The sequence below is a fragment of the Nonomuraea sp. MTCD27 genome (assembly GCF_041950495.1).
Classification (GTDB): Bacteria; Actinomycetota; Actinomycetes; order Streptosporangiales; family Streptosporangiaceae; genus Nonomuraea.
This window is the reverse complement of sequence record NZ_JBGNUW010000001.1, coordinates 398,788-419,172: the sequence shown is the minus strand read 5'-3', so window position 1 is coordinate 419,172 and position 20,385 is coordinate 398,788. Positions and strand designations below refer to the sequence as shown.

The window sequence follows — 20,385 nt, the reverse complement described above, 5'->3', positions numbered from 1 at the left end:
GCCAAGCTAGGCACTATTGCGGCCAATATCGGGACACAATGGGAGGCGTGCTCGACACCTCAGCGAGACTGCTGCGCCTGCTGTCCCTCCTTCAGGCCCGGCGCGACTGGTCCAGCGCCGACCTGGCGGACCGGCTCGGGGTGGCCCCCAGGACGGTGCGCCGCGACGTCGAACGGCTGCGCAGCCTCGGCTACCCGGTCCACTCCACGCCCGGGGTGGCGGGCGGCTACCGGCTCGGCGCGGGTGCGGAGCTGCCGCCGCTGCTGCTCGACGACGAGGAGGCCGTGGCGGTGGCGGTCGGGCTGCGTACGGCCGCGAACGGCACGGTGACCGGCATCGAGGAGACCTCCCTGCGCGCGCTGGCCAAGCTCGAACAGGTCCTGCCCGCCCGCCTGCGCCACCGGGTGAACGCGCTGCAGACCCACACCGTACGGATCGACCACGGCGGCCCCACCGTGGACGCCGACGTGCTGACCCGCATCACCGCCGCCTGCCGCGACCACGAGCAGCTCCGCTTCGACTACACCGGCCACCAGGGCGAGCCCGCGCTCAGGAGGGCCGAGCCGCACAGCCTCGTCAGCCGGGGCAACCGCTGGTACCTGGTGGGCTGGGACGCCGATCGCGGCGACTGGCGCACCTACCGCGCCGACCGGATCCGCCTGCGCACCCCCAACGGCTCCCGCTTCACTCCCCGCGAGCCGCCCGGGCCCGACGTGGCCGCCTGGGTGCAGAACCGCCTGGCCCACGAGATGTGGCCGGTGGAGGCCCGCTTCCTGCTGCACGGCCCGGCCGAGCGGTTCGCCGGCCGCACCTCCGGGACGCTCGCACCCGTCGGCGACGACCGTTGCCTGCTCACCCTGCGCGGCGACGACCTGCACCTCATGGCCGTCGTCGTGGCCTTTCTCGACGTCGACTTCCAGGTGATCGAGCCGGTCGAGCTGAAGGAGCACCTGCGCGCGCTCGGTCGCCGCCTGCTCTCCTCTAGAATCTGATTCTGTGTCGTCGACGTCAGCGTTTTTCACCCGAAAGAGGGACGAGCTCGTCCCCGCGCCGCACGCCCGCGGCCCCTGGTCCCCCGACATGTTGCACGGCCGCCTGCTCGGCGGGCTGGCCGCCCGGGCCCTGGAGGAGCGCCATGCCGAGCCCGGCCTGCACTTCGCCCGGCTGACGGTCGACCTGTTCCGCAACAGCCCGATGCTGCCGGTCACCGTGGAGACGGCCCTGGTCCGTGACGGACGCAGGATCCGGGTGGCCGACGCCACCATCTCCACCGACCAGGGGGTGATCGCGCGGGCGAGTGCCGTGCTGCTGCGGCAGGGCGAGCAGCCGGAGGGGGAGCGGTCGATCGTCACGCCCGCCTGGGACGAGCCGGCGCCCTCCGGCCCGCCGGTGGAGGGGGGCGGGTGGACGCCGCCGTTCGACCTGTGGCGGGTGACGGAGTGGGGCGCGCCGGGGCCGGGCCGGGTGTGGATGCGGGAGAAGTACCCGCTGGTGGACGACGAGCCGCTGACCCCGTTCGTGCGGGTCGCGCTGGCCGCCGACTTCGCCAGCCCGCTCAGCAACGCCCAGGCCGACGGGCTGCGCTTCATCAACGCCGACTACACGCTCACGCTGGCCCGGCTGCCGGAGGGCGAGCTCGTCGGCGTGGAGTCCACCGGGCACGTCGGCGCCGGCGGCGTCGCGACAGGCCAGGTGACCGTGCACGACACCGCCGGGCCGATCGGCTTCTGCGTGGTGACGGCGGTCGCCAACGCGGTGGCGATGGGCGGCCCTCCACGCGGACAGGCCGGCGCCGCCCGCTGACAAGCTGGGGCGAGGGCTACGCCGGGCGCTCCGCGCGGTCGCCGGACCAGTCGGTGTGGAAGGCGCCCTCCTTGTCCACCCGGTGGTAGGTGTGCGCGCCGAAGAAGTCGCGCAGCCCCTGCACCAGCGCCGCCGGCAGCCGGTCCCGGCGCAGCCCGTCATAGTAGGCCAGGGCCGAGGAGAACCCGGGCGTCGGCACGCCGATCTGCACGGCCGTGGTCACCACCCGCCGCCACGACTCCTGCGCCGCGTCCAGGGCGGCCGCGAACGTCGGGTCGGCCAGCAGCGTCGGGAGCGCCGGGTTCGCGTCGTACGCGGTCCGGATCCGGTCGAGGAACTTGGCCCGGATGATGCACCCGCCCCGCCAGATGGTCGCCATCGCGCCCAGCTCGAGATCCCAGCCGTATTCCTTCGAGGCCGCCGCCATCTGGTCGAAGCCCTGGGCGTAGGCCACGATCTTGGAGGCGTACAGGGCCTGGCGTACGTCCTCCACCAGCTCGCGCCCGCCGACCCCGGACAGCTTCGGCCCGCTCAGCTGCGCCGCCGCGGCCCGCTGCTCCGGGTGGCCGGACAGGGCGCGGGCGAACGTCGCCTCCGCGATGCCCGTCACCGGCACGCCCAGGTCGAGGGCGCTCTGCACGGTCCAGCGGCCGGTGCCCTTCTGCTCGGCCTGGTCCACCACGACGTCCACGAACGGCTTGCCCGTCTCGGCGTCCACCTGGTCGAGCACCTCGGCGGTGATCTCGATCAGGTAGGAGTCGAGCTCGCCGCGGTTCCACTCCCGGAACACCTCGGCCAGCTCGGCCGGGGTCGCGCCCAGGGCCTGCCGCAGCAGGTCGTAGGACTCCGCGATGAGCTGCATGTCCGAATATTCGATGCCGTTGTGCACCATCTTCACGAAATGCCCGGCCCCGTCCGGGCCGACGTGCACCGAACACGGCACACCGTCCACCTTGGCCGCGATGTCCTGCAGGATCGGGCCGAGCGCCTCCCACGACTCCTTCGACCCGCCCGGCATGATGCTCGGGCCGTTCAGGGCGCCCTCCTCGCCACCGGAGATGCCGGTGCCGACGAAGTGCAGGCCCCGCTCGCGCAGCGCGGCCTCGCGCCGCCGCGTGTCCTCGAAGTGGGCGTTGCCGCCGTCGACGATCATGTCGCCCGGCTCCATCAGGTCGGCGAGCTGGTCGATCACCGCGTCGGTGCCCGCCCCCGCCTTCACCATGATGATCGCCCGCCGTGGCCGCTTCAGCGAGGCGACGAAGCCGGCGAGGTCCTCGGACGGCACGAACGTGCCCTCCCCGCCGAACTCCTTCACCAACTGCTGCGTACGGCCGTACGAGCGGTTGTGCACGGCCACCGCGTAGCCGTGCCTGGCCAGGTTCCTGGCCAGGTTGCGCCCCATGGTCGCCAGGCCGGTGACGCCGATGTCTGCCAAGTCCATCTCAGCTCCTCTTCGGGGAATACGCATGGTCCAGCTCGGAGGTTCGGTGGGATATTCCCACCTCAGTCGCCAGGTCAATCACTCTGCCGTACGCCGAGTTCGTCGAGCCGGTCCAGCATGTCGGCCGGATCGGCGTAGACCCTGAAGGCGCCCGCGCGCTCGAGCTCGTCCCTCCCGTACCCTCCGGACAGCAGCCCGATGCCCAGCGCGCCGGCCCGGCGGGCGGCCAGCAGGTCCCAGACGCTGTCGCCCACCACCATGGCGTGCGCCGGGTCCACCTGCACCAGTGCGGCACCGGCGAGGAACAGGTCGGGATCCGGCTTGGCCCGGCGCACCAGGTCGCGGGTGACCATCGGCGTGTCGTCCGGCAGGCCCAGCAGGCCCAGGGCGAGCCGGGCCGTGCGGGCGTAGCCGCTGGTGGCGATGGCCCACGGCACGCCGCGCGCGGTCAGCTCCGCCAGCAGCTCCGCCGCCCCCGGCAGCGGCCGGACCGATCCGGCCTGCCGCTCGTACCACTCCATGTGCGTGGTCTGCAGCTCCTCGATCTGCTCCCGGGTCAGCTTGAGCCCGGTCTCGCGCAGCAGCGCGCTGACGAACAGCCCGCCGCTCATGCCGATGCGGCGGTGGATGCGCCACACCGACAGGTCGATGCCCATCCCGGCCAGCGCCTGCCGCCAGGCCACCACGTGCTGGTAGACGCTGTCGATCAGGGTGCCGTCCAGGTCGAACAGGAACGCGGGCGTGGGCGCCTCCGGGAAGTCGTACATGTGTCCATGACACCATGGCGGTATGCGGATCATCATCGCGGGTGGACACGGGAAGATCGCGCTGCGGCTGGCCGCCCGGCTCAAATCGGGCGCGGTCGGGCTGGTGCGCAACCCGGCGCACGTCGCCGACGTCGAGGCCACCGGGGCCGAGGCCGTGGTGTGCGACCTGGAGAAGGCGAGCCTGGACGACGTCGTACGCGTCGTCGAGGGCGCCGACGCGGTCGTGTTCGCGGCCGGCGCGGGCCCCGGCAGCGGCGTGCCGCGCAAGGACACCGTCGACCGGGGCGCCTCCGTGCTGCTGGCCGAGGCGGCGGAACGGGCGGGCGTGGGGCGGTTCATCCAGATCTCGTCCATGGGTGCCGGCAAGCCGCCCGCACCCGGCACCGACGAGGTGTGGGCCGCCTACATCAAGGCCAAGACCGAGGCCGAGGACGACCTGCGCGCCCGCGACCTGGCCTGGACGATCCTGCGCCCGGGACGCCTCACCGACGAGCCCGGCACCGGTCTGGTGCGGCTGGCCCCGGAGGTCCCGAGGGGCGCGGTGCCGCGCGACGACGTGGCCGCCGTCATCGTCGCGCTGCTGGAAAACCCCGGCACCGCCCACCGGACGCTGGAACTCGTCTCCGGTGACACTCCCGTCATCGACCTCGTTGCGACAGAGTGAGAGCCGTGACGGAATATCGCGTACTCGGACGTACCGGTCTCAAAGTCAGCCCCCTCTGCCTCGGCGCGATGATGTTCGGGTGGTGGGGCGAGTCCGACCCGGAGGAGTCGGCCCGGATCATCGACCGGGCGCTCGACTCGGGCGTCAACTTCATCGACACCGCCGACGTCTACTCCCAGGGCCAGTCGGAGGAGTTCGTCGGCCAGGCGCTGGCCAAGTCGGGCAAGCGCGACGACGTGGTGCTGGCCACCAAGTGCCACGGCGTCATGGGCGAGGGTCCCAACCAGGGAGGCAACTCCCGCCGCTGGATCTTCCAGGCCGTCGAGAACAGCCTGCGCCGCCTCGGCACCGACTGGATCGACCTCTACCAGATCCACCGTCCCGACCCCGGCACCGACATCGACGAGACCCTCGGCGCGCTGACCGACCTCGTCCGGCAGGGCAAGGTCCGCTACATCGGCAGCTCCACCTTCCCCGCCCACCGCATGGTCGAGGCCCAGTGGGCGTCGGAGCGGCGCGCGCTGGAGCGGTTCGTGTGCGAGCAGCCTCCCTACTCGCCGCTCGTGCGCGGCATCGAGGCCGACGTGCTGCCCGTGGCCGAGAAGTACGGCATGGGCGTCATCGTCTGGAGCCCGCTCGCCGGCGGCTGGCTCACCGGCCGCTACCGCAAGGGCCAGGACCTGCCCCAGACGCGCCGCGCGGCCAACCTGCCGCAGCGCTACGACATGGCGCTCGAAGGCAACCAGCGCAAGCTGGACGCGGTCGAGCGGCTGGCCGTCCTGGCGGAGGAGGCCGGGATCACGCTGATCGAGCTGTCGCTGGCGTTCACGATCAGGCACCGGGCGGTGACCTCGGCCATCATCGGGCCGCGCACCATGGAGCACCTGGAGAGCCAGCTCAGCGCCGCGGAGGTGCGGCTGAGCGACGACGTGCTCGACCGCATCGACGAGATCGTCCCGCCCGGCGTCACGCTCAACCCGGCCGACGCGGGCTGGCAGCCTCCCGAGCTGGTGGAGGCGGCCCTGCGCCGCCGCCCGTGACCGAACGATCGGCGCCTGCCCGCGACCGGATGCTTTGCCGGCTCTTGGCTATGTTGTGCGGTGCTCGCGGCTAGATGTCCCCCTGAGCGCGAGGGGGACATGCGATGTCGGAAATGCCGTTCAGGTCGTTCTTTGGCGGGGACCCGTTCAGGGGGTTCGAGGAGCTCACGGGCCGGGTGTTCGGCGGCATGGAAGGCTGGCCGCCGTCCCGGCCCGGCGTCCAGCGGGTGGACGTCGGCCGGCTGCTCAGCGCCTCGGCCAGGGAGGCGCTGAGCCGGGCGCTGGAGGCCGCCGGCCGGCGCGGCGCGCCCGACCTGGACGTGCTCGACCTGCTCGACGCGCTGCTCGACGACGACGCCATCGGTAACCTGCTGCGCACGGCCGGGGCGGACGCCGGGCGGCTGCGCGACCGCATCGACGCGGTGGCCGGCCCCGGCGAGGCCACCGAGCCGCCCACGACGCTCTCCCCGGCGGCCAAGCGCGCCGTCCTGGACGCCCAGCGCATCTCCCGCGCCCTGCAGTCGTCGTACATCGGCCCCGAGCACCTCCTCCTCGCGCTGGCCGCCAACCCCGACTCCGTCGCCGCCCGCCTCCTGCAGGAGCAGGGCGTCTCGGCGAACGAGCTGCAGCAGGCCCTCATGTCCGGTGCGGGCAGGACCGGCGGCGACGGGCAGCGGCGGACGGACACGCCCTCGCTCGACGAGTACGGCCGCGACCTCACCGAGGAGGCCAGGCAGGGCCGCATCGACCCGGTCGTCGGCCGCGAGGACGAGATCGAGCAGTCCATCGAGGTGCTCTCGCGCCGCACCAAGAACAACCCGTGCCTCATCGGCGAGCCGGGCGTCGGCAAGACCGCGATCGTGGAGGGCATCGCCCAGCGCATCGTCAACGGCAGCGTCCCCGACACGCTCAAGGACCGCCGCGTCATCGGCCTCGACCTGACCGGGATGGTGGCCGGGTCCAAATACCGGGGCGAGTTCGAGGAGCGCATCAAGAAGGTCATCGACGAGGTACGCGCGCACGCCGACGAGGTCATCGTCTTCATCGACGAGGTGCACACGCTGGTCGGCGCGGGCTCGGCCGAGGGTGGCATGGACGCCGCGAACATCCTCAAGCCCGCCCTGGCCCGCGGCGAGCTGCACGTCATCGCCGCCACGACCATCGACGAGTACCGCAAGAACATCGAGAAGGACGCCGCCCTCGAACGCCGCTTCCAGCCGATCCTGGTCGCCGAGCCGAGCGTGGAGCAGACGGTCGAGATCCTGGCCGGGCTGCGCGACACGTACGAGGCCCACCACCAGGTCCGCATCACCGACGAGGCCCTCGACGCGGCGGCCAACCTGTCGGCCCGCTACATCTCCGACCGCTTCCTGCCCGACAAGGCCATCGACCTGATGGACCAGTCCGCGGCCCGGGTGCGGCTGCGCTCGCGCACGCCCGGCAGCGACGTGCGCGAGCTGGAGGAGCGCCTCGACGGGCTGCGCCGCGACAAGGACCAGGCCGTCGCCGCCGACGACTTCGACCGGGCCAAGGAGCTGGCCACGCAGATCGACAAGCTCCGGCCGGAGCTGGAGCGGGCCAGGCACGGCGCGGACACCGTCCCGCAGGTCATGGTCGAGGACATCGCCCAGGTCGTCTCCCGCCGCACCGGCATCCCGGTCACCCAGCTCACCGAGCAGGAGCGCGACCGGCTGATGCGCCTGGAGGAGCACCTGCACGAGCGCGTCATCGGCCAGGACGAGGCCGTCACCGCCATCGCCGAGGCCGTACGCAGGTCCAGGGCCGGCCTGTCGGACCCGAACCGCCCGATCGGCAGCTTCCTGTTCCTCGGCCCGACGGGCGTCGGCAAGACGGAGCTGGCCAGGGCCCTGGCGGCGGCCCTGTTCGGGGGCGAGGACCACATGGTGCGCATCGACATGAGCGAGTTCCAGGAGCGGCACACGGTCTCGCGCCTCATCGGGGCGCCGCCCGGATATGTCGGCTACGAGGAGGCGGGCCAGCTCACCGAGGCCGTACGCCGCCGCCCGCACGGCGTGATCCTGCTCGACGAGATCGAGAAGGCCCACCCCGACGTCATGAACATCCTGCTGCAGATGCTCGACGACGGCCGCCTGACCGACGGCCAGGGCCGCACCGTGGACTTCACGAACACGATCGTCATCATGACCAGCAACCTCGGCGCGGAGCTGATCCTGGAGGCCACCGGCGACGCCGGGCAGCTCGAGGACCGCCTGATGGACCTGCTGCGGCACTCGCTGCGGCCGGAGCTGCTCAACCGCATCGACGAGACCATCGTCTTCAAGCGGCTGGAGCGCGACCAACTCCGCCAGATCGTGGACCTGCTGCTGGACCGCACCCGGCAGCGCCTGCGCGGCCAGGACGTGGCGCTGGAGGTCACGGACGCGGCCAAGGACTGGCTGGCCGGGCGCGGCTACCAGCCCGAGTTCGGGGCCCGGCCGCTGCGGCGCACCGTGCAGCGGGAGCTGGACAACCGGCTGTCGGCGATGTTGCTGACCGGCGAGGTGCGCGAGGGCGGCAAGGTGACGGTGGACGTCGAGGGCGACCGGCTCCGGCTCAGCGCGCACAACCCCGAGCCGGTCGCCTGACGGTCACTCCAGGGCCGCGCGGGCGCGCTCGCGGCACTCCTCCAGGGTGAGCCGGGCCAGCGCCTCGCGGACCAGCGGCACGCACACGGGAGCCATGGACAGGCTGGTCACCCCCAGGCCCACCAGCAGGGGGGCCAGCAGCGGGTCGCCCGCCGCCTCCCCGCACACGCCCACCGGCTTGCCCGCCTCCAGGCCGGCCCGGGCGCACATGGCGACCAGTTCCAGCAGCGCCGGCTGGCTCGGGTCCAGGAGGTCTGCCAGGGCGGAGTGCTGGCGGTCGGCGGCGAAGGTGTACTGGGCCAGGTCGTTGGTGCCGATGCTGAGGAAGTCGACCTCCTGCAGCAGCCGCGCCGCCCGCAGGGCCGCCGCCGGGACCTCGACCATCACCCCGACCTGGGTGATGCCCCTGGCCCGGGCGCGGCGGGCGAAGCTGCTCGCCTCCGCCAGGGTGGTGACCATCGGCGCCATCACCCACGGCCGCGTGCCCGTCTGCCGCGCCGCCGCCGCTATCGCGTCGAGCTGGGTGTCCAGCACCTCCGGCAGCAGCCGGTCCACTCGCAGGCCGCGCACGCCCAGGGCGGGGTTCTGCTCCTCGGGGAGGCCGAGGAAGGGCAGCGGCTTGTCGGTGCCCGCGTCGAGCGTGCGCACGATCACGTGCCCGGCCTGGCCGAACACCTCCGCGTACGCGCTGACCTGCTCCTCGTACGACGGCGCCAGCTTGCGGTCCAGGAACAGGAACTCCGTCCTGAACAGGCCCACCCCCTCGGCGCCCGGTCGCAGGTCCGCCGCCGAGCCGACGTTGTGCAGCAGCTTGACCGGGTGCCCGTCGGCGGTCGTGCCCGGCCCCTCGCTCGCCGCCAGCCGTACCGCGCGGGCTCGGCCCTCCTCGGCGACCTCCGCCGCCTCCTGCGCGGTGAGGCCGACCGCGATCTCGCCGGTGCCGCCGTCCACGCCGATCACGGTGCCGTCGGGCACGGCCAGGGCGCCCGCGCACGCCACCACGGCGGGCAGGCCCCTGGCGCGCGCCAGGATCGCGGTGTGGCTGGTGGGGCCGCCGCGCTCGGTGACCAGCGCCAGGACGTCCGGCCCGAGGCCCGCGGTGTCGGCGGGGGAGAGGTCCTCGGCCACCAGCACGTAGGGGTGCCCGGGGGCGGGAAGGCCGGGCATGGGCAGGTCGAGCGCGAACGCCACCGCCCGGTGCTTGAGGTCGTCCAGGTCGGCGGCCCGCTCGGCCAGGTAGCCGCCGAGCGCCGCCAGCGCCTCGCGGTGCCGGCCGAAGGCGGCGTCCAGGGCGTGCGCGGCGTCCAGGCCCTCACGGGCCTGCGCCTCGGCGTCCTCGCGCAGGATCGGGTCGTCGGCGATCATGGCGAGGGCCTCGAGGATCTCCGCCGCCTCGCCCTCCGTGCCGGCGGCGCGCCGGTTGAGGTCGGCGGCCACGGCCTCCAGCGCCTTGCCGACCGCGGCCGCCTCCGCGCCGGGGTCGGTGACGCCGCGCGGCGCGGGCAGCGCGGGAGGTCCGGCCATCCGGACCAGCGGCCCGGCGGCCCGCCCCTGGCTGACCCCCAGCCCGGTGAGCCGCCCGGCCGTCCCCCTCCAGGGGCCCGCGCCCGGGTCAGCCATCGAGGGCCTCCTCCGCGTCCAGGTCGCGCGACAGCAGCGCCGCCAGCGCGTCCAGCGCCTCTTCCGCGCCCGGCCCGTCCGCCTCCAGCGTGACCTCCGTGCCGCGCACCGCCCCCAGCGACAGCACCCCCAGCATGCTCCTGGCGGGCACGGCCTTGTCCCCGGCCCGGATCGTCACCGGCACCGCCGCCTTCGCCGCCGCCTGCACGAACAGCTTGGCGGGACGGGCGTGCAGGCCGCTGGCCGAGGCCACCGTCACCGTTCGCTGAGCCATCACCATCTCCTAGGGTTCGATCGTGACCTTGATGGCCGTACCCCGGCTGACGAGGTCGATCCCGTCCAGCGCCCGGGGCAGCGGCAGCCGGTGCGTGATCAGGTCGGACACCACGACGGCCCCCTCGGCCACCAGCCGCAGCGCCTGCGCGTTGTGGGCGGGGCTGGAGCCGTTGGCGCCGACGACGGTCAGCTCGCGGTAGTGCACGAGATTCGAGTCGAGGGCGATGACCGGGTCGTCCTTGGGCAGCCCGCCGAAGAAGCTGATCCGGCCCTGCCGGGCGGCCATGCGCACCGCCTGTTCCTGCGCCGCGCCCGAGGCCGCCGCCGTGATCACCACGTCGGCGCCCCGGCCGCCGGTCAGCTTGAGCACCTGCTCCACGGGGTCGGAGTCGATGGCCGCGTCGGGGTTCACCAGCTCGGCGGCCATCGCCAGGCGCTGCGCGTTGACGTCCACGAGGAAGACCCGGGCCGCCCCGCGTGCCCGCGCCAGGCGTACGTGCAGGCAGCCGATCGGGCCCGCGCCCATCACCACCACGTCGTCGCCGGGGCCCACCCGCGCCAGCGTCTGGCCGTTCAGCACGCACGCCAGCGGCTCGGCCACCGACGCCTCCGCGAAGCCGACGCCGTCGGGGATGGCGTTGACGCCGTCCACGGCGAGCACCTTCGCCGGCACGATCATGTACTCGGCGAAGCCGCCGTCGTAGTGGTAGCCCATCGACTCCTGGTTCGGGCACACGGTCTGGCGACCCCGGCGGCACTCGGCGCAGGCGCCGCACGGGATGGCGGCGATCACCTGCACCCGCGCGCCGGTGTCCACGACCTCGCCGGCGATCTCGTGGCCCATCACGCGCGGCGGCACGATGTGGTGATGGCCGAACTTGAAGATCTTGGCGTCGGTGCCGCAGGTCGAGCAGTTGCGTACGCGGATCTTCAGCTCGCCCGGCCCGGCCACCGGCTCGGGCGCGTCCTCGATCCTGATGTCGCCTGGGGCGTGGAATCGGGCGACCTTCATGTGAGCTCCTGTACCACTTGGGAGACCTCGGTGGCCTCGCGCAGCGCTCGCGCCCGGTCCGGGTCGAGCAAGATCTCGGCCAGCGCCGCCAGCAACGGCACGTGACCGTCGTCCTTGGCGGCGATGCCGACGCACAAGGTGACCGGCTCGCCGTCCCAGTCGATACCCCCGGGGAAGCGCACCACGCAGATGGCGTCGCGCTTGACGTCCTCCTTGGAGGCCGCCGTCCCGTGCGGGATGGCCACGCCCTCGCCGACGTAGGTGGAGATCGTCCGCTCGCGTTCGAGCATTGCCTCGATGTACGGCTCCGCGACCGCACCCACGTCGACCAGCGCCCGCCCGCACCGGCGGATGGCCGCGGCGCGGTCGGGGGCGCTCTCGTGCAGCAGCACGGCCCGCGGGTCGAGCAGGCCCTCACGCATCGACCGTGCCACCGTTCTTGATCGTGTTCACCAGCCGGGTCACCGCCGGGTCGCCCAGGAAGATCTGGAACGACACCAGCACCTTCCCCGGCGCGGCTGCCCGGGCCCGGGCAGCCAGGCCCGAGTGGCACACGACCACGTCGGCGTCGTCGGGGATGGAGTTGACCGGGGTGTGCTCCACGGTCACGCCGGTCTCCTTGAGCTGCTTCTTGAGCGTGGAGGCGAGCATCACGCTGCTGCCCATGCCCGCGTCGCACGCCACGATGATCTTGCGGATGTCCTTGCTGTCGATGCCGGGCATGGCTCAGCCTTCCTTGGAAGCGGTTTCCGGGGTTTCGGTGGGCTCGGCGGGCTCCTCCGCGGGCTCGGCCTTCTCGCCCCTGCCGAACCCGAGCAGGATGGCGGCGACGGCGAACGACACGCCCGTCGCCACGAGGATCCCCAGGCTGGAGCCGAGCCAGCCGCCCTTGGGGGTGACCGCGAGGTAGGCGAAGATGCTGCCGGGCGACGGGGTGGCGACCAGGCCGGCCCCCGTGACCATGAACGTGAACACGCCGGCCGCGCCGCCCGCGATGACGGCCAGGATCAGCCGGGGCTTCATGAGCACGTACGGGAAGTAGATCTCGTGGATGCCGCCGAAGAAGTGGATGATCATCGCGGCGGGCGTGCTCGGCCGCATCGCGCGCGGCCCGAACAGCAGGTACGCCAGCAGCAGCCCCAGCCCGGGCCCGGGGTTCGACTCCAGCATGAACAGGATCGACTTGCCCTGCTCGGCGGCCTCGGCGACGCCCAGCGGGCTCAGCACGCCATGGTTGATGGCGTTGTTCAGGAACAGCACCTTGGCCGGCTCGATGAGCACGGAGGCGATCGGCAGCAGGTTGTTGACGATCAGCCACTCGACCGCGTTGCCGGCCGCCGTGGTGACGGACTGCACGACCGGGCCGATGCCCAGGAAGCCGACCACGGCCATCGCGGCGCCCACGATGCCGGCGGAGAAGTTGTCCACCAGCATCTCGAACCCGGCCTTGGTCCGCTGCTCCGTGAACCTGTCGACATATTTCAGGATCAGGGCGGTCAGCGGGCCGATGATCATGGCGCCGAGGAACATCGGAGCTTCCGTGCCCACCACGACGCCCATCACCGCCACCGCGCCGACGACCGCCCCGCGCTGCCCGTGCACCATCCGGCCGCCGGTATAGGCGATGAGGACCGGCAGCAGGGTCGAGATGATCGGGCCGACCATCTTCGCGAGCGTCTCGTTGGGCAGCCAGCCGGTCGGGATGAACAGGGCGGTGATCAGGCCCCAGGCGATGAACGCGCCGATGTTCGGCATGATCATGCCGGCCAGATGACCGCCGATGCGCTGGATGGTGGCCTTGACCCCGGTTCCGGTGACCGGGGGAGTGTACGTGTCGGCCATGGACTTGCTCCTTTGGGGGGACGAGCAGTAGATCAGCCGGTGGGCAGGGGGGAGGAGAGGGGGCGTTCGGGGTCGGGCGGGCGGACGGTGACGGAGTCCAGGCAGATGTCGGCGGGGCCGGGCATGCGGCTGCCGGGCAGGCTCACCGCGGCGGCGCCCCAGGCCAGCGCGCGCGCCAGGGCCTCGGGTCCGCGGCCGCCCGCGGCCAGGAAGCCCGCCAGCATGGCGTCGCCGGCGCCGACGGAGCTGCGCGGCTCGGTCACGGGGGCCTCGCCGTACCAGCTGCCGCCCTCCTCGACGAGTACGGCGCCGTCGGCGCCCAGGCTGGCCAGCACCGTACGCGCCCCGGCGGCCCGCAGCTTGCCCGCCGCCTCGGCCACGTCGCCCAGGTGGCGGAGCGGCATGCCGGTGGCCGCCGACAGCTCCTCGAGGTTGGGCTTGACCAGGGCGGGCGCGGCGCCGAGCGCGCAGGCGAACGCGGGGCCGCTGGTGTCGACCGCCACGTGGATGCCCGCGCCCGCGAACCTGCGGCAGAGCCGGGCGTAGACGTCGGCGGGCACCTCGGGCGGCAGGCTGCCGGAGGCGACCACCCAGTCGGCGCCCTGGTCGCCGGAGTGCGCGGCGGCCAGCACGGCGTCGGCGATCGTGTCGAGCTCAGCCGGCGACAGGGCGGTGCCCGGTTCGTTGATCTTGGTGGTTGTCCCGTCGGGCTCGGCGAGCGTGACGTTCGACCGGGTCGGGCCGGCGACGGGCACGGTGACCATGTCGAGCCCCTCGGCGGCCAGCAGGCGGACGAGCTGCCGGCCCTCGTCCCCGCCGTACGGCACCACCGCCCTGCTCGCCACCGAGTTGGCCAGCAGCGCGCGCGAGACGTTGACCCCCTTGCCGCCGGGGTCGAGGCGGGCGGCGGCGGCGCGGATGACCGCGCCCCGGTCGAGGGAGGCGATCTCGATCGTGCGGTCGAGGCTCGGGTTCAGGGTCAGGGTGAGGATCACGCCCTGATCACCTCCGGGCCGGCCGCCGCCAGATCGGCGGCCAGCGACGCGTCCAGCCCGGTGTCGGTGATCACCACGTCGATCTCGCTCAGCTCGGCGAACGTGGCCAGGTAGGTGTTGGTGAACTTCGTGTGGTCGGCCAGCAGCACGCTGCGCTGCGCGGCCTTGACCATCGCCCGCTTGATCGCCGCCTCGGCCGGGTCGGGCGTGGTCAGGCCGCGGGTCAGCGAGCAGCCGTTGGTCGCCATGAACGCCACGTCCACGTTGAGGCAGGCCAGCGGGCGCAGCGCCCAGTCGTCCACCGTGGCCAGGGTCTTGCCGCGCAGCCGCCCGCCCAGCATGATCACGTGCAGGTTGGCGCGGGCGGCCAGGGCGGTGGCCAGCGGCGGGGAGTTCACCACCACGGTCAGCTCCCGGTCGGCCGGCAGCACCTTGACCAGGCGGCCGGTGGTGGTGCCCGCGTCGATGATCACCGAGCCGTCCTCGGGCAGCTCGGCGAGCGCGGCCTTGGCGATGCGCTCCTTCTCGGCCGTCATGACCTCGTCGCGGGTGGCCAGCGCGGGCTCGAACCCCAGCCGCTCCACGGGGATCGCGCCCCCGTGCACGCGGCGCAGCACGCCGGCCCGCTCCAGCGACGTCAGGTCGCGGCGGATCGTCTCGGTGGTCACGTCGAGCTCGGCGGCCAGCGTCACCACGTCGACGCGGCCCGCGGCCCGCGCTCTCCGCAGGATCTCCTGCTGCCGTTCCTCGGCGTACATGATGTTGATTCACCGCCGTTTCGGGTTGGTTTCCTCTGTGTTTATACCCGTTTACGTTGGCTGGTCAAGGGTGTGCTGCCGGAATCTGGTAGTTATAGGCGGGTGCGAATCAAGCCCCTGGCCCCCCTGCTCCTCACCGGGCCCCTCCTCCTCGCCACGCTCGCGACGCCCGCCCGCGCCGCCGAGACCGCCGCGGGCCGGCCGCCCCGCGTCCCGGCCGGGACGACGGCGGCCTGGGTGGTGTTCGACCGGCAGGCCGGCAAGATCGTCGCGACGAAGAACGCGCACCGGAAATACCGCTCGGCCTCCGTCGTCAAGATCCTCATCGCGATCGACTACCTGGAGCGGCGCAAGAGCGTGCCGGCGGCCGACGCCAAGCTGCTGAAGGTCATGCTGCGCTCCAGCGACGACGACGCGGCCTCGGCCTTCTGGGACCGCCTGGGCAAGGGGCAGATCATCGTCAGGCAGGCGCGCAGGCTGGGCCTGTCCGACACCGCCCCGCCGCCGGCCTCCAAGCCGGGGTTCTGGGGCTACAGCTCGCTGAGCGCGTACGACATCGTGCGCACCTACCGCTACCTGCTCGACAAGGCCGACGCCCGGGTCCGCGACACGATCCTGGGCCACCTGCGGCGGGCCACGCCGTGCGGGACCGACGGTTTCGACCAGACCTTCGGCATCCCCGACGGGGTGCCCCGGCCGTGGGCGGTCAAGCAGGGCTGGTCGGGGTTCGGCACGACGCCGCCGGTCCGGTGCGGCGGCAACGCCAGGGCCGTGGGCGCGCCCATCTCGTGGATCGCGCAGCGGGCCACCGGCTCGGGCGTGCCCGACTACGGCCGCCCCGTGCTGTACACGACCGGGCTGGCCGGCCAGGGCGACCGCTACGTCATGGCCGTGCTGACCGCACACCCGGCCGGCGGCACGTGGAGCTCCTCCGTCAAGCGCATCACCACGCTGACCCGCGACCTCTACCGCAGCGTCACCGGCTGAGCCTCACTGGCCGACGAAGGCGAACATCCGCGTGCCGGGTTCCAGCGGCACGGGCGGGCCGGTGTAACGGTGCACGCCGACCCCGTAGTCGGTGCCCTCGACGCCGACCCGCTCGAACCCGGCGTCCTCGAACCAGTCGCAGATCACCGGCACCAGGTCGGGCTCGTGCCGCCCCCTGGTCCAGATGACCATCGCCCCGGGCGCGCAGAGCTGGGGCAGCGTGGCGACCGTGCGGCGGATGTCGTCGTCGGTGATGTTCCCGAACACCCCGCAGACGAGCACGAGGTCCGCCGGCACCGCGCCCTCGTACGCGCGCACCACGGCGGCGTCCCCGCACACCACCTCGGCCCCCTCCGGGGCGATGCTCCGGGCGGCGGCGGCGTTGCGCTCGTCGAGCTCGACCAGCCGCGCCCGCACCTGCCCGCGCCGGGGATGCCCGGCCAGCACGGGCAGTAGGTCGCGCCCCTGCCCGGCGCACAGGCTCACGACCCGCGACGCGCCCTCGTCGAGCGCCACCTCCACCCACTTGCGGACCGTACGCAACCGTCGTTCCAGGGAGGAACCCGGCTGATCGTAGAAGTCATGCCATTTAACCCAATCGCGCTCCGTCATGATCATTGATAGTTGTAGAGGATGGCGGAGCGAGCAAATGCTTTTGACCGGGTGCTCAGGCAGGCGGGCGGACAGGAGACCTTCGACGTCCTGGCCGGGCGGCTGCCCGGCGCCGACCTGACGACGCTGCTGCTGGAGGTGATGCGCCACCGCTCGCGCGCGCTCTCCCCGGCCGACGTCCTGCGCCGCTACGGCCACGACCGTTTCGTGGCGCCCGCGCAGGTCCCGTTCCGGCGGCTGCGGCGGGCCGAGGATGCCGTGCTGTCGGCCCTGCCGGACGAGTTCGAGCTGGTCACCCTGGCCCCGGTCGCGCCGCTGGGCACCCACTCGGCGCTGGCCCCGGTCGACCAGAACAACGTGATCTCCACGATCAGGAACAGCGAGGTCGCGGCCGACCCGACCAACGCCCTCGCCCTGGAGGCGGCGCTGCGCCGCCGCGCCGACCCCACCCGGCCGGTACGCCTGGCGGCCCTGCAACGCGTCGTGCGCGCCCAGCGCTTCGGAGGCGCCGCCAGCTACGCCCACTTCACCCTGTTCGCCGTGATCACCGCCGGTCGCGACACCGGCGACCTGGCCTTCGAGCGCGCACACGCGGCCGAGCACGTGGCCGTCCTGACCGCCGCCGTCCGCGCCTGCGGAGGCGCCGACGCCGAGACCCGGGTCACGGTCCTGGACGAGCGGTTCGAGCGGGTGGCGGCGGAGCTCGACGCCACCCCGGACCCGGACCGGCAGGGCGGGCGCGGCTACTACACCGGCCTCTGCTTCAAGATCTACGGCAAGGGCGTGGAGGTGGGCGACGGCGGCTTCGTCGACTGGACGGCCCGCCTGCTCGGCAACCGCAAGGAGCGCCTGCTCATCAGCGCCCTGGGCATCGACCGCCTGAGCTGAGGCCGGGCCCGCGCGGCTCTAAGGGGCCGCGCGCGCTCTAAGGGCTGGGCGGCTCTAAGGGCCGTGCGGTTCTAAAGGGTCGTGCGGGCGGCGGCGCGCTCCTGCTCCAGGCGCACCTTCTTGGGCACGCACATCCGCCAGGCCTCCAGCACCAGCTCCCGCATCTCCGCCACGTCGATGGCCGCCGTGCGCACCTCCACCCAGTTGAAGCGCATGTCGGACTCCCCCGGCAGGAGGAACTTGGCCGGCTCGGCGGCCACCAGCGCCGCACGCTCCTCCTTGGGGAAGCCGAACCCCATCTGCGTCTCGTCACGTGAGAACGCGACGTAGACGATCTGGCCCACGCGGAACTTCACGCGGTCTCGGATGAGGTGCTCCGACGAGCGGGGGAGCGTGCGCGCGAACTGTCGTACGTCGTCGACTGTGACCACACCGCCACGTTACCGGTTGCCCTCGGCGGCGGAAATGTCGGCGAGCGCGGAGTTCGGGTCGCGCTCGACGGCCAGGTCGCCCAGGCTCACCACGCCGACCGCGCGGCCGTCCTCGACCACCGGCAGGCGGCGTACGGCGTGCGTACGCATGAGCTGGACGGCCTGGTCGATGCTGGTGTCGGGGCCGACGGCCTCGACGGACGGGCTGCACGCCTCGCGTACCGGCGTGTCCGGGCCCCGGTCGTCGGCGACGACGCGGACGGCGATGTCACGGTCGGTGACGATGCCCTTGATGCGGCCGTTGTCGTTGACGATGATCGCCCCGGTGTCGTTGTCGCGCATGAGCGTCGCCGCGACGGACACCGGCTGGTCGGCCTCCACCGTCGCCGGGTGGGAAGTCATCACATCTGCCACGGTCTTCGCCATGGGAGCCTCCTGTGGATCGGTCCGGCCGACCCCCTACCCGGGCGGGTGCGCGATTCACGGGACCCGGCCGCTTCTCTTCGCCCGCCGTGCGTGCCGGGCCGGCGGGCCGCGCGTGTCGTCACCCGCCGTGACGAGCGCCGCATCGGCCCGCCGGGCCCGCTCCGGCGCCGGGGCCCCGATCGTGGGGTCAGAGGCTCTTGGCCGCCACCCGGATCTCGTCGAGCAGCATCGCCAGATCCCCCTCGGTCGTGTCCGGGTGCAGGAAGCACGCCCGCAGCGCCTCGTGCCCGCCCAGCCGGGTGCCGGTGAAGAAGACGTTGCCACGCGCCTGGACCGCACCGGGGATGGCCCGGTTGAGCGCGTCCAGGCCGTCGGGGCGCGGGATGTGGCGGAACGCGGTGATCGAGGTCGTGACCGGCGCGAGCAGCTCGAAGTCCGGGGCCTGCTCGACCATGGCGGCCAGGGTGCGGGCCAGCCCGGTCGTGTGGTCCACCAGGCGCTTGACGCCCGTCCGGCCCAGGTACGACAGGGTCGCCCAGGTCTTCAGCGCGCGGAACGGGCGGGTCTGCTCGGGGCCGTACTCGGCGAACCAGCCCAGGTCGTCCGCGTTGTCGTCGATCAGGTAGGAGGGCACCAGGCTGAACGCGGCCCGCGCGGCGGCCGGGTCGCGCAGCAGCGCGCAGCCGCAGCCCACCGGCACCCCGAGCCACTTGTGCGGGTCCAGGGCCAGCGAGTCGGCCCGCTCCAGCCCGGCGTAGTGCGGCGCGGCGCCGTCGGCCAGGACGCCGAGCGCGCCGTACGCGCCGTCCACGTGGAACCAGAGCCCGTACGAGCCGGCCACGTCGGCGATCTCGTCCAGGGGGTCCACCGCGCCGGAGTTGACGGTGCCCGCGCTGCCCGCCACGCAGAACGGCCGCAGCCCCGCGTCCAGGTCCTCGGCGATCATGGCGCGCAGCGCGCCCACGTCCATCCGGTACGCCGCGTCCACCGGCACCGTACGCACGTTCCGCGCCCCCAGGCCGAGCAGCTGCGCCGCCTTGTGCAGGCAGCTGTGCCCCTCCTCGGTCACGTACATGACCATGGGCGGCCGCCCGGCCAGCCCCTCCTCGCGGGCGTCCCACCCGTCGGCCAGCGCGGCCCGCTGGCGGGCGGTGGCCAGGCAGATCACGGTGGCCATGGACGCGCCGCTGGTCAGCAGCCCGCCACCGGGCGGGTGCGGGAAGCCGACGAGCCCGGCCAGCCAGCGCACCACCGTGCGCTCCAGGTGCGGCCCGGCGTGGTCGCCACCGGCGACGCTCGGGTTCAGGGCCGCGGCCAGCGGCTCGACGAGCACGCCCGCCGGGTTGGGCGGCGAGTTCACCCAGCCGAAGAAGCGCGGGTGCCCGTTGCCCATCGGGTACGGCAGCACGCGCGCCCGCGCGTCCTCCAGCAGCTCGTCCAGCGCGCGCCCCGTCTCGGGCAGCTCCTGGCCGGTGAGCCAGGCCAGGTCGCCGTCCGGCACCGGCCGCCACACCGGCCGGTCGCCGACGCCCTCGAGGTGGTCGGCCATGATCGCGGCCGCCTTCGCTCCGGCCAGGCGCAGCTCATCCATCGGGCGATTCCCTCCGTGGTTCGTGGTGCCCGACTGCCCCCGTCGTCTGGCCCAGCTCCATGGCCAGGTAGAAGACGCAGTCGGTGGTGCCGTCGTTGGCGAAGGCGTGGCGGCGGTCGCCCGGGTAGTACGCCGAGTCGCCCGCCGCCAGCGTGTGCGGCCTGCCGTCGATCGTCAGCCGCAGGCTGCCGCGCTCGACCGCGAGGTATTCCCGCGACCCCGGCGCGTGCGGCACGAACTCGCCCGCGTCCACGCCCGGCCCGATGGTGGTGCGCATGAACTCGAACTCCACCTCGCCCAGCACCGGCGACAGCACCCGCCGCTCCCAGCCGGACGGGTCGCGCAGGACCCGCTGCTCGGCGTGGCGCAGCACCCGCATCGCTCCGTGCGCGGGCTCGTCGAGCAGCCGGGAGATCGAGGTGCCCAGCGCCGTGGCCAGCCGGTCGAGCACCAGCACGGTCGGGGTCTTGGTGCCCCGCTCGACCTCGGAGACCATGCTCCTGCTGATGCCGCTCAGCCCGGCCAGCCGCTCGATGGACAGCCCGCGCGCCCGGCGCTCGCCCCGGATCCGCAGGCCCAGCTCGGCCATGGACAGCCCGCTGGACAGGACCCCTTCGCCTTCCATT

22 protein-coding genes are annotated in these 20,385 nt (G+C 73.3%); 7 read left to right on the top strand and 15 right to left on the bottom strand.

What is annotated here, in order from left to right:
• Window positions 1-47: 47 nt before the first annotated feature.
• Window positions 48-992 (top strand): helix-turn-helix transcriptional regulator, encoded by a 945-nt coding sequence (locus ACBJ59_RS02055; protein ID WP_375108436.1) that lies wholly within the window; start codon window positions 48-50, stop codon window positions 990-992.
• 4 nt (window positions 993-996) lie between these two features.
• Window positions 997-1,803 carry a thioesterase family protein gene (locus ACBJ59_RS02050; protein WP_375108435.1) on the top strand — a complete coding sequence of 269 codons (807 nt, stop codon included), beginning with the start codon at window positions 997-999 and terminating at the stop codon, window positions 1,801-1,803.
• Window positions 1,804-1,819: 16 nt separating this feature from the next.
• Here the strand turns inward: ACBJ59_RS02050 and gndA are convergent, their stop codons facing one another.
• Both gndA and ACBJ59_RS02040 read right to left on the bottom strand, forming a co-directional pair.
• A complete protein-coding gene (gene gndA / locus ACBJ59_RS02045) occupies window positions 1,820-3,244 on the bottom strand; it encodes an NADP-dependent phosphogluconate dehydrogenase (RefSeq protein WP_375108434.1) in 1,425 nt (474 codons plus the stop codon).
• Between the two features lie 74 nt (window positions 3,245-3,318).
• A complete protein-coding gene (locus ACBJ59_RS02040) occupies window positions 3,319-4,011 on the bottom strand; it encodes an HAD family hydrolase (protein ID WP_375108433.1) in 693 nt (230 codons plus the stop codon).
• 22 nt (window positions 4,012-4,033) lie between these two features.
• Here ACBJ59_RS02040 and ACBJ59_RS02035 point away from each other — a divergent pair, with 22 nt between their 5' ends.
• The 3 genes from ACBJ59_RS02035 (at window position 4,034) to ACBJ59_RS02025 (ending at window position 8,321) form a co-directional block, all read left to right on the top strand.
• Complete coding sequence (locus tag ACBJ59_RS02035) at window positions 4,034-4,675, top strand: SDR family oxidoreductase (RefSeq protein ID WP_375108432.1); 642 nt, start codon at window positions 4,034-4,036, stop codon at window positions 4,673-4,675.
• A 5-nt stretch (window positions 4,676-4,680) separates the two neighbouring features.
• Window positions 4,681-5,715 (top strand): aldo/keto reductase, encoded by a 1,035-nt coding sequence (locus ACBJ59_RS02030; protein ID WP_375108431.1) that lies wholly within the window; start codon window positions 4,681-4,683, stop codon window positions 5,713-5,715.
• Between the two features lie 104 nt (window positions 5,716-5,819).
• A complete protein-coding gene (locus tag ACBJ59_RS02025; RefSeq protein WP_375108430.1) occupies window positions 5,820-8,321 on the top strand; it encodes an ATP-dependent Clp protease ATP-binding subunit in 2,502 nt (833 codons plus the stop codon).
• A gap of 3 nt (window positions 8,322-8,324) precedes the next feature.
• Here ACBJ59_RS02025 and ptsP read toward each other — a convergent pair whose 3' ends face one another.
• The 8 genes from ptsP to ACBJ59_RS01985 are packed head-to-tail and all read right to left on the bottom strand — an operon-like array spanning window position 8,325 to window position 14,824.
• Window positions 8,325-9,941 carry a phosphoenolpyruvate--protein phosphotransferase gene (gene ptsP, locus ACBJ59_RS02020; protein WP_375108429.1) on the bottom strand — a complete coding sequence of 539 codons (1,617 nt, stop codon included), beginning with the start codon at window positions 9,939-9,941 and terminating at the stop codon, window positions 8,325-8,327.
• A complete protein-coding gene (locus tag ACBJ59_RS02015; protein ID WP_364135770.1) occupies window positions 9,934-10,215 on the bottom strand; it encodes an HPr family phosphocarrier protein in 282 nt (93 codons plus the stop codon). Before ACBJ59_RS02015 ends, ptsP begins: the two co-directional genes overlap by 8 nt.
• Window positions 10,216-10,224: 9 nt before the next feature.
• Entirely contained in the window at window positions 10,225-11,229 is a 1,005-nt protein-coding gene (locus ACBJ59_RS02010) for a zinc-dependent dehydrogenase (RefSeq protein WP_375108428.1), read from the bottom strand.
• Window positions 11,226-11,651: a PTS sugar transporter subunit IIA gene (locus tag ACBJ59_RS02005; RefSeq protein ID WP_375108427.1), complete on the bottom strand. Its 426-nt coding sequence runs from the start codon at window positions 11,649-11,651 to the stop codon at window positions 11,226-11,228. The genes ACBJ59_RS02010 and ACBJ59_RS02005 overlap by 4 nt, the downstream gene beginning before the upstream one ends.
• Window positions 11,644-11,952 (bottom strand): PTS lactose transporter subunit IIB, encoded by a 309-nt coding sequence (locus ACBJ59_RS02000; RefSeq protein WP_364135776.1) that lies wholly within the window; start codon window positions 11,950-11,952, stop codon window positions 11,644-11,646. Before ACBJ59_RS02000 ends, ACBJ59_RS02005 begins: the two co-directional genes overlap by 8 nt.
• Before the next feature lie 3 nt (window positions 11,953-11,955).
• On the bottom strand, window positions 11,956-13,071 hold the full coding sequence (gene mtlA, locus ACBJ59_RS01995) for a mannitol-specific PTS transporter subunit IIC (RefSeq protein WP_375108426.1): 1,116 nt from the start codon (window positions 13,069-13,071) through the stop codon (window positions 11,956-11,958).
• Between the two features lie 32 nt (window positions 13,072-13,103).
• Entirely contained in the window at window positions 13,104-14,066 is a 963-nt protein-coding gene (gene pfkB, locus ACBJ59_RS01990) for a 1-phosphofructokinase (protein ID WP_375108425.1), read from the bottom strand.
• Complete coding sequence (locus tag ACBJ59_RS01985) at window positions 14,063-14,824, bottom strand: DeoR/GlpR family DNA-binding transcription regulator (RefSeq protein WP_364135784.1); 762 nt, start codon at window positions 14,822-14,824, stop codon at window positions 14,063-14,065. Before ACBJ59_RS01985 ends, pfkB begins: the two co-directional genes overlap by 4 nt.
• A gap of 102 nt (window positions 14,825-14,926) precedes the next feature.
• Between ACBJ59_RS01985 and ACBJ59_RS01980 the strand changes: the two genes are divergently transcribed.
• Window positions 14,927-15,811: a hypothetical protein gene (locus ACBJ59_RS01980; protein ID WP_375108424.1), complete on the top strand. Its 885-nt coding sequence runs from the start codon at window positions 14,927-14,929 to the stop codon at window positions 15,809-15,811.
• 3 nt (window positions 15,812-15,814) lie between these two features.
• Here ACBJ59_RS01980 and ACBJ59_RS01975 read toward each other — a convergent pair whose 3' ends face one another.
• Window positions 15,815-16,423, bottom strand: a complete 609-nt coding sequence (locus tag ACBJ59_RS01975) for an SAM-dependent methyltransferase (protein ID WP_375108423.1) — start codon at window positions 16,421-16,423, stop codon at window positions 15,815-15,817.
• 21 nt (window positions 16,424-16,444) lie between these two features.
• Here ACBJ59_RS01975 and ACBJ59_RS01970 point away from each other — a divergent pair, with 21 nt between their 5' ends.
• Window positions 16,445-17,311 carry a hypothetical protein gene (locus ACBJ59_RS01970; RefSeq protein WP_375108422.1) on the top strand — a complete coding sequence of 289 codons (867 nt, stop codon included), beginning with the start codon at window positions 16,445-16,447 and terminating at the stop codon, window positions 17,309-17,311.
• 71 nt (window positions 17,312-17,382) lie between these two features.
• Here the strand turns inward: ACBJ59_RS01970 and ACBJ59_RS01965 are convergent, their stop codons facing one another.
• The 4 genes from ACBJ59_RS01965 to ACBJ59_RS01950 form a co-directional block, all read right to left on the bottom strand.
• Window positions 17,383-17,742, bottom strand: coding sequence for an MmcQ/YjbR family DNA-binding protein (locus ACBJ59_RS01965; protein ID WP_364135793.1), 360 nt, complete (start codon window positions 17,740-17,742; stop codon window positions 17,383-17,385).
• 9 nt (window positions 17,743-17,751) lie between these two features.
• Window positions 17,752-18,168: a CBS domain-containing protein gene (locus ACBJ59_RS01960; protein WP_364135795.1), complete on the bottom strand. Its 417-nt coding sequence runs from the start codon at window positions 18,166-18,168 to the stop codon at window positions 17,752-17,754.
• Between the two features lie 187 nt (window positions 18,169-18,355).
• Entirely contained in the window at window positions 18,356-19,759 is a 1,404-nt protein-coding gene (locus ACBJ59_RS01955; protein WP_375108421.1) for a pyridoxal phosphate-dependent decarboxylase family protein, read from the bottom strand.
• Complete coding sequence (locus tag ACBJ59_RS01950) at window positions 19,752-20,384, bottom strand: helix-turn-helix domain-containing protein (RefSeq protein ID WP_375108420.1); 633 nt, start codon at window positions 20,382-20,384, stop codon at window positions 19,752-19,754. The genes ACBJ59_RS01955 and ACBJ59_RS01950 overlap by 8 nt, the downstream gene beginning before the upstream one ends.
• Window position 20,385 lies beyond the last annotated feature (1 nt).

Coding starts and splice junctions, on each gene's coding strand:
- gndA (WP_375108434.1), bottom strand. CDS start 3,244: ATGGACTTGGCAGACATCGGCGTCACCGGCCTGGCGACCATGGGGCGC.
- ACBJ59_RS02040 (WP_375108433.1), bottom strand. CDS start 4,011: ATGTACGACTTCCCGGAGGCGCCCACGCCCGCGTTCCTGTTCGACCTG.
- ACBJ59_RS02035 (WP_375108432.1), top strand. CDS start 4,034: ATGCGGATCATCATCGCGGGTGGACACGGGAAGATCGCGCTGCGGCTG.
- ACBJ59_RS02025 (WP_375108430.1), top strand. CDS start 5,820: ATGTCGGAAATGCCGTTCAGGTCGTTCTTTGGCGGGGACCCGTTCAGG.
- ptsP (WP_375108429.1), bottom strand. CDS start 9,941: ATGGCTGACCCGGGCGCGGGCCCCTGGAGGGGGACGGCCGGGCGGCTC.
- ACBJ59_RS02015 (WP_364135770.1), bottom strand. CDS start 10,215: ATGGCTCAGCGAACGGTGACGGTGGCCTCGGCCAGCGGCCTGCACGCC.
- ACBJ59_RS02010 (WP_375108428.1), bottom strand. CDS start 11,229: ATGAAGGTCGCCCGATTCCACGCCCCAGGCGACATCAGGATCGAGGAC.
- ACBJ59_RS02005 (WP_375108427.1), bottom strand. CDS start 11,651: ATGCGTGAGGGCCTGCTCGACCCGCGGGCCGTGCTGCTGCACGAGAGC.
- ACBJ59_RS02000 (WP_364135776.1), bottom strand. CDS start 11,952: ATGCCCGGCATCGACAGCAAGGACATCCGCAAGATCATCGTGGCGTGC.
- mtlA (WP_375108426.1), bottom strand. CDS start 13,071: ATGGCCGACACGTACACTCCCCCGGTCACCGGAACCGGGGTCAAGGCC.
- ACBJ59_RS01985 (WP_364135784.1), bottom strand. CDS start 14,824: ATGTACGCCGAGGAACGGCAGCAGGAGATCCTGCGGAGAGCGCGGGCC.
- ACBJ59_RS01975 (WP_375108423.1), bottom strand. CDS start 16,423: ATGACGGAGCGCGATTGGGTTAAATGGCATGACTTCTACGATCAGCCG.
- ACBJ59_RS01970 (WP_375108422.1), top strand. CDS start 16,445: ATGGCGGAGCGAGCAAATGCTTTTGACCGGGTGCTCAGGCAGGCGGGC.
- ACBJ59_RS01960 (WP_364135795.1), bottom strand. CDS start 18,168: ATGGCGAAGACCGTGGCAGATGTGATGACTTCCCACCCGGCGACGGTG.
- ACBJ59_RS01955 (WP_375108421.1), bottom strand. CDS start 19,759: ATGGATGAGCTGCGCCTGGCCGGAGCGAAGGCGGCCGCGATCATGGCC.
- ACBJ59_RS01950 (WP_375108420.1), bottom strand. CDS start 20,384: ATGGAAGGCGAAGGGGTCCTGTCCAGCGGGCTGTCCATGGCCGAGCTG.